This window comes from Streptomyces sp. NPDC005492 (assembly GCF_040605995.1).
Taxonomy (GTDB): domain Bacteria; phylum Actinomycetota; class Actinomycetes; order Streptomycetales; family Streptomycetaceae; genus Streptomyces.
Genome location: NZ_JBEXDX010000031.1, coordinates 48,782 through 55,436, shown reverse-complemented (window position 1 = coordinate 55,436; position 6,655 = coordinate 48,782). Strand labels below are relative to the sequence as shown.

7 protein-coding genes are annotated in these 6,655 nt (G+C 70.8%); 3 read left to right on the top strand and 4 right to left on the bottom strand.

The annotated features are described in order from the left end of the window. Positions 1-205: 205 nt before the first annotated feature. The 3 genes from ABZT04_RS32100 to ABZT04_RS32090 all read right to left on the bottom strand — a co-directional run bounded on the left by ABZT04_RS32100 (position 206) and on the right by ABZT04_RS32090 (position 3,155). The gene (locus tag ABZT04_RS32100) at positions 206-1,693 is read right to left on the bottom strand and encodes a glutamate synthase subunit beta (RefSeq protein ID WP_356060477.1); all 1,488 of its coding nucleotides are present in this window, start codon (positions 1,691-1,693) and stop codon (positions 206-208) included. Between the two features lie 156 nt (positions 1,694-1,849). Then, positions 1,850-2,329, bottom strand: coding sequence for an anthrone oxygenase family protein (locus ABZT04_RS32095; protein WP_356060476.1), 480 nt, complete (start codon positions 2,327-2,329; stop codon positions 1,850-1,852). Positions 2,330-2,390: 61 nt separating this feature from the next. Continuing rightward, positions 2,391-3,155, bottom strand: a complete 765-nt coding sequence (locus ABZT04_RS32090) for a DUF2293 domain-containing protein (protein ID WP_356060475.1) — start codon at positions 3,153-3,155, stop codon at positions 2,391-2,393. A gap of 92 nt (positions 3,156-3,247) precedes the next feature. Between ABZT04_RS32090 and ABZT04_RS32085 the strand changes: the two genes are divergently transcribed. Beyond that, positions 3,248-3,901, top strand: coding sequence for a uridine kinase (locus ABZT04_RS32085; RefSeq protein WP_356060474.1), 654 nt, complete (start codon positions 3,248-3,250; stop codon positions 3,899-3,901). A 141-nt stretch (positions 3,902-4,042) separates the two neighbouring features. Next, positions 4,043-4,471, top strand: coding sequence for a CBS domain-containing protein (locus tag ABZT04_RS32080; protein ID WP_356060473.1), 429 nt, complete (start codon positions 4,043-4,045; stop codon positions 4,469-4,471). Positions 4,472-4,480: 9 nt separating this feature from the next. Here ABZT04_RS32080 and corA read toward each other — a convergent pair whose 3' ends face one another. Next, the gene (corA, locus tag ABZT04_RS32075) at positions 4,481-5,608 is read right to left on the bottom strand and encodes a magnesium/cobalt transporter CorA (protein ID WP_356060472.1); all 1,128 of its coding nucleotides are present in this window, start codon (positions 5,606-5,608) and stop codon (positions 4,481-4,483) included. Positions 5,609-5,822: 214 nt separating this feature from the next. Between corA and ABZT04_RS32070 the strand changes: the two genes are divergently transcribed. Continuing rightward, on the top strand, positions 5,823-6,617 hold the full coding sequence (locus ABZT04_RS32070; protein WP_356060471.1) for a methyltransferase domain-containing protein: 795 nt from the start codon (positions 5,823-5,825) through the stop codon (positions 6,615-6,617). Positions 6,618-6,655: the final 38 nt, after the last annotated feature.

Genomic DNA, 6,655 nt, shown 5'->3' with positions numbered 1-6,655 from the left:
CCATCGGCCGGTCGTACGGCCCGATCGGTGCCGGGAGCTGTGAACTGCCGGTCAGGTAGCGGTCGACGGCCGCCGCCACGGCCCGTCCTTCGGCGTGGTCGCCCAGACGGTCAGCGACTGGCCTGGCGCGGTGTCGCCCGCGACGGACACTGCTCGCGGGTTCGTCGTGAGGGCGACGCGGCGGGGAGTTCTGGCCCGTCGGGGCTCACACCACCATCGGCCGGTCGTACGGCCCGATCGGTGCCGGGAGCTGTGAACTGCCGGTCAGGTAGCGGTCGACGGCCGCCGCCACGGCCCGTCCTTCGGCGATCGCCCAGACGATCAGTGACTGGCCGCGCGCGGCGTCGCCCGCGACGAACACTCCTCGCGTGCTCGTCGCGAAGTCCGCGTCCCGGGTGATCGTGCCGCGGGGGGCCATCGCCAGTCCCAGTTGGTCGATGAGGCCGTCCTTGCGGTCGGGCCCGGAGAATCCGAGGGCGAGGAGTACGAGATCGGCGGGGAGGCTGCGGTCGGAACCGTCCAACGGGCGGCGCCCGGCGTCCACTTCCACCAGATGCAGCGACCGCACGCGGCCGCCTGTGTCCCCCTCGAAGTGGAGGGTCGAGGCCGCGAAGAGCCGGGCGTCCGCGTGCGCCGCGGGCGCGGTCTCCAGATCGCGCGCCTCCTCGTGCGCGGCCGAGAGTCGGTAGATCTTCGGATACGTCGGCCAGGGCTCCGCGTCCTCGTCGCGCTCGGCGCCCGGCTGGGCGTAGATGTCCAACTGCGTGACGGACGCGGCCCCTTCACGCACCGCCGTACCCAGACAGTCCGCCCCGGTGTCACCACCGCCCACGATCACGACATGCTTCCCGGCGGCCGACAGGGGAGAGGCCGCCACGTCTCCCTCGCACACCCGGTTGGCCAACGGCAGGTACTCCATCGCCTGGTGGACCCCGGTCAACTCCCGCCCTGGTACGGGAAGTTCACGCCAGGCCGTCGCCCCCGTGGCGATCACCACCGCGTCGTAGCGCGCCCGCAGTTCCACCGCCCCGACGTCCCGGCCGACCGTCGTCGACGTACGGAACTTCGTGCCCTCGGCCCGCATCTGCTCAAGCCGCCGTTCCAGATGCCGCTTCTCCATCTTGAACTCGGGGATGCCGTACCGCATCAGCCCGCCGAGCCGGTCGTCCCGCTCGTACACGGCGACCGTGTGCCCGGCCCGCGTCAACTGCTGTGCCGCGGCAAGGCCGGTGGGCCCGGAACCGATCACCGCGACGGTCCGCCCCGACAGCCGGTCCGGTGGCCGAGGTGGCGCGAAACCGTCGGCCCAGGCCCGGTCGGCGATGGCCACCTCGACGTTCTTGATGGTCACCGCGGGCTGGTTGATGGCGAGCACACACCCCGCCTCGCACGGTGCCGGGCACAACCGCCCGGTGAATTCGGGGAAGTTGTTGGTGGCGTGCAGCCGGTCGGCCGCCGCCCGCCAGTCGTCCCGGCTGACCAGATCGTTCCACTCGGGGATCAGATTGCCGAGCGGACAGGCCTCGTGGCAGAACGGGACACCGCAGTCCATGCACCGGTCGGCCTGCCGATTGACGATCGGCAGCAGCGCGCCCGGGACGTACACCTCGTCCCAGTCCCGCACCCGCTCCTCGACAGGCCTGCGGGGCCACTCCTCGCGCGGAGTGGTCATAAAACCCTTGGGATCGGCCATGGCCGTCTTCCTCGCGTGCGCATACGACAGGCCGTGCGTCATCGGGCGGCACTCTTTCAGCCACGATACGGCCGTAGGGCCGGACATGCAGAGCGGGAAGACCGCCTTATTGAGCGGCTCCGCCCGGCCCTCACTCAGTTGATCTTGAGGTTCCTCTCAGGTGAGGGCCAGCATGTACACCAGCGCGGCGGCGGCCGAGGCGGCCGCGCGGACGTGATTCCACATCGTCCACTCGCGTAGGTACGACGGCCAGTACGCGGCGGCCTCCGGTGTCCCCGGGTCCAGCTTCAGCAGTGCCTCGTTGCGCGGCACGTTCGCCACGAGGGTCAGCCCGAACGCCCCGACCAGGTACAGCGCGCTGCCCAGCAGCAACTCCGTGGTCCCCCGGTCCGGCCACAGCACGAACGTCACCACCGTGATCACCGCGCACACCACCGCCGAGCCGGCGAACAGCAGCATGAAGACGGGAGTCGTCGCCGCCCGGTTGATCGCGTTCATCGCGGCGACCCCCTGCGCGGGCGGCAACTCGGCCAGCCCCCGCATGACCAGCACGGAGAAGGCGCAGAACACACCGGCCATCACCCCGGTCGTGAGCACCCCCAGAACCGTCAGGGTCACATACGGTTCACCGATCATGCCGACACCAACTCCCGCCCGTAGAGCCGTGATCCTGCCCACCCCCACCCACCAGGACAAGTCAAGGCCGGCCTCGCTCCGGTAACCATGGCCGAGAATCGCCGGAGCATACACGAACGTCCACGGCCGCCTCCGGCGTAAGCGCCCGACCTTCCCGCCACCCCCGCAGCACCTCCTCCACCCGCACCGAGATCCGCCGTCGTGCCTCATGCCGGGGCACCCCGCTCATCAGCAACTGGTCGTAGGGCGTGTCCACATGCCGTACGGACGCCACCACCGCCGAGACCACCGCGCCCTCGGACAACGCCTGCCCCGCCGCACTCCGCCCCACCCGCCCGCTGCCCCGCACCGAGGCATGCGCGGCGATCGTCCGCGCCCGCTCCTGTGGGCAGCCGGGGAACAGCCGTCGTATCTCCGCCGCGAACGCCTCCGTGAACCGCAGGTCCTCCGCGGCCCGCCGCCCCGCGTCCCGCACCCGGCGCCGCCGTCGCGCCTCCGCGTCCGCCAGACACCGCTCCTCGGCGCGCGCGAGCCCCGCCTCCTCGACGAGGACACCCTGCCGCTCGTAGCGGCCCCGGCGCCGGTCGAACCGCACCACCACCGCCGACAGCGCACTCTCCTCCCGCGCCCGGCGTGTCAACGCCGTGTCCCCGCGCGGCAGGAACACCAGATGCCCGAGGTCGGCACAGTCGAGACACCGAGGCACCCCACCCTCGACCACCACCAACGGCAACGGCCCACGCCGACACTCGGCACAGTGCCGCTTCCTGAGCGGCTGAACGACCATCGGCCCACCACGGGCCGGCGGAGCCGCGAACGATGCCATACGGGATGCATTCCCTTCCGTCATACTCCTCTCCCCTCGCCTGCTCGCCGACCCCACCACCTCGACGCGCCCTGACCGCAACCTGCCGCATCATGGGCTCTGTGCGACTGGAAGCGATCACCTGGGACCGGCTCGGCGACCTCCTCGCCGAGCATCTGCTCGATCTGAAGCCGGCCGACGGCGGCCCCTGGCCGCGTATCGCCTTCGACGGTGCCCCGGCGGCCCGGCCGGGCGATCTCGCCGAGCGGGTCTCGGAGGCGCTGCGCATCCGCGGCCGCTCCTCGCACGTCGTCTCCACCGAGGGCTTCCTGCGCCCCGCCTCGCTGCGTCTGGAGTACGGGCACCAGGACGTCGAGGCGTACTACGACGGCTGGTTCGACACCCGTGCCCTGTGGCGCGAGGTCTTCGGCCCGCTCGAACCGGACGGTGACGGCCGTGTCCTGCCCGACCTGTGGGACCCGACCGCCGACCGGGCCACCCGCAGCCCCTACGTCCAACTCCCGCCCGGTGCGGTCCTGTTGCTGCACGGTCCCTTCCTCCTTCGGCACTGGTTCCCCTTCGACCTGACCGTCCACGTCCTCCTCTCACCCGGCGCCCTGCGTCGCCGTACCCCCGAGACCGAGCACTGGACCCTTCCCGCCTTCGAGCGCTACGAGGACGAGACCGACCCGGCCGGGACGGCGGATGTCCTGGTGCGCGCCGACGATCCGCGTCATCCGGCGTGGGGCGGGTGGCCCGAACGCTGAGCCGCACCCGCTCGACGGCGGGCGTGCCGGAAGTGGCGACCGTCCGGGTGCGTTCACCCCGCCGCGCGGCGAGAATGAAGGGCGCCGGGACTAGCGGAACGTTCTGTGCCGCGCCGGCCGTCCGGCACCGGGAGGTACTTCATGACCACCGCCGGAGACATCATGCACCGGGGCGCCCAGTGGATCCCCGCCCATGAAACCCTGGACCGCGCCGCCCAACTGATGCGTGAACTGGGCGTCGGAGCGCTGCCCATCAGCGACGAGAACGAACGGCTCTGCGGCATCCTCACCGACCGGGACATCGTCGTCGGCTGTGTGGCCGTGGGCCACGACCCGGCGAAGATCACCGCGGGCGAGATGGCCCAGGGCACACCCCGCTGGATCGACTCCGGCGCCGATGTCGGCGAAGTGCTCCAGGAGATGCAGGGACACCAGATCCGCCGGCTCCCCGTCATCGAGAACAAGCGCCTCGTCGGCATGATCAGCGAGGCCGACCTCGCCCGGCACCTGACGGAGGACCAGCTCGCCACCTGGGTCGAGAGCGTCTACGCCCGGAGCGCCATGCGCTGAACTCCCCGTTCAGAGCCAGCCGTTGCGCCGGAAGCCCCGGTACAGCGCCAGACAGGCCACGGATATCACGCCGATGACCAGGGGATAGCCGAACCGCCAGTGCAGCTCCGGCATGTGGTCGAAGTTCATGCCGTAGACACCGCACACCATGGTCGGCACGGCGATCACCGCGGCCCAGGCCGTGATCTTCCGCATGTCCTCGTTCTGCGCGACCGTCACCTGGGCGAGGTGCGCCTGAAGAATCGAGTTGAGCAGTTCGTCGAAGGACGCGATCTGCTCCTTCGCCCGCAGCAGATGGTCGGAGACATCACGGAAGTAGGCCTGTATCTCGGGGCCGACCACCCGCATCGGCCGGGTGGCCAGCTCCTCCAGCGGGCGGCTGAGGGGGACGACCGCCCGCTTCAGCTCCAGGAGTTCACGCTTGAGCTGGTAGATACGGCCTGGGTCCGCCCGCGCGCCGTTCTCCGCGAACACGTCCGTCTCCACCTGGTCGATGTCCGCCTGCACCGAGTCCGTGACGCTCAGATAGTCGTCGACCACATGGTCCGCGATCGCGTGCAGCACCGCGGCCGGACCCTTGGCGAGCTGCCGCGGGTTCGACTCCAACTCCTCGCGCAGCGGCCCCAGTGAGCCGTGCCGCCCGTGCCGCACGGTGATGACGAAGTCGGCGCCGACGAACACCATGATCTCGCCGGTGTCCACGACCTCGCTCGTCGCCGTCAGCGTCTCGTGCTCGACATAGCAGACCGTCTTGAACACCGCGAACAAGGTCTCGCCATAGCGCTCCACCTTCGGGCGCTGATGCGCCTCGACCGCGTCCTCGACCGCCAGCGGGTGCAGGTCGAAGAGCTCGGCGATGCCCGCGAACTCGTCGTTCGTCGGCTCGTGCAGACCGAGCCAGACGAAGCCGTCCTCCTTCTTGCGCACCCGCTCGACCGTGTCCACCAGATCGCCCGCGACCGGGACCCGGGCACCGTCCTGGTACGTGACGCACTTCACCACCGAGGAGCCCAGCGGTGACCGGGCGTGGTGGCTCAGGTCGACCCGCGGGCGCCGCCGGGCCAGCCGTGCCACCTTACGGAGGCCGCCGACCCTGCCCAGGCCCGTGACCTTCCGAAGATTCCCTGCCATGGACATCCGGATCTCCTTGCGTGGATCCCCTCGCATCGCATTTCTGCGCCTTGGCGTGCCAGTTTGCCAGGCCGATGTGAGCGGCGGGAAAGCCTGTGGGAACGGAATCCTCCGCTTTGTTCCCGGCTGTGGATGAACCGGTGCTCGGCCGTGGCAAGGGGGGTGCGGAACCGGAGCGTCGCCCCCTCCCGGCAAGCGGAGCAACTGGGATGATCGCGGCATGACGCGATCCGACGGGTATCTCCTCGACAACCGGCAGTCCGAGGCGGGACAGCGCTTCGACGCCTTCGCCACGCTCTTCGACCCCACGACGTTCCGGCACTTGGAAGGGTTCGGCGTCGGACCCGGCTGGCGCGTCTGGGAGGTCGGCGCAGGCGGTACCTCGGTGGTGTCCTGGCTGGCCAAGAAGGTCGGACCGACCGGGAAGGTGATCGCGACCGACATCGACACCTCGAAGGTCGCCTCGGCCGCCCGCCCGCCGATCGAGGTGCGCGTCCATGACGTGGGCGCCGAAGAACCGCCGGGGGAGGGCTTCGACCTCGTGCACGCCCGACTCGTCCTCGTCCATGTCCCGGACCGGGAACGGGCGTTGCACTCGATGATCAAGTCCCTGCGCCCCGGCGGCCGCCTCCTGGTCGAGGACGCCGACCCCGCCCTCCAGCCCCTGCTCTGCCCCGACGAACACGGCCCCGAGCAGCAACTCGCGAACCGTCTCCGCCACGGCTTCCGCGAACTCCTCGCCGACCGCGGCGCCGACCTCTCCTACGGCCGCAAACTCCCGCGTCTGCTCCGCGAGGCCGGCCTGCGCCGCGTGGAGGCCGACGCGTACTTCCCGGTCACCTCACCGGCCTGCGACGTCCTGGAATCCGCCACGGTCCGCCAGATCCGCGACCAGCTCGTCACGGCGGGCCTGGCCACCGACGAGGACATCGACCGCCACCTGGCCAATGTCGCCTCCGGCACGATGGACCTGGCGACGGCGCCGATGATCTCGGCCTGGGGGCGGAAGGCGTAGGCGGGGAGCGGGAGTCGACACCGGGCGGGAGGGCGACA